At 51.1% G+C, this 315-nt stretch carries 1 protein-coding gene; it reads left to right on the forward strand.

Annotated elements, in window-relative coordinates; genetic code table 11:
- Window positions 1-315: hypothetical protein (locus ACXAG7_RS20075; RefSeq protein ID WP_476667943.1), on the forward strand; the 315-nt coding region annotated here is incomplete at both ends.

Here is a 315-nt window from a genome sequence, read left to right on the forward strand (position 1 = left end):
TAGCAGCAACGGCACCATGTACCACAGCAGCAACAGCTCAGGTAGTGGTAAGCGAACAAGCCTTACCAAATGCCGGAACTAACGGAACACTCACCATCTGTGCAGGAAGCACGGTAACATCAGGGCAATTATTTGCAGCCTTAGGTGGAAGTCCAGCTACCGGCGGAACTTGGTCACCAGCATTATCAGGCGCTAATACCTATACGTATACCGTAGCAGCAACAGCACCATGTACCACAGCAGCAACGGCTCAGGTAGTGGTAAGCGAACAGGCTTTACCAAATGCGGGAACTAACGGAACACTAACGATCTGTG

The sequence above is a fragment of the Tenacibaculum sp. AWR4_210 genome, from assembly GCF_056160945.1.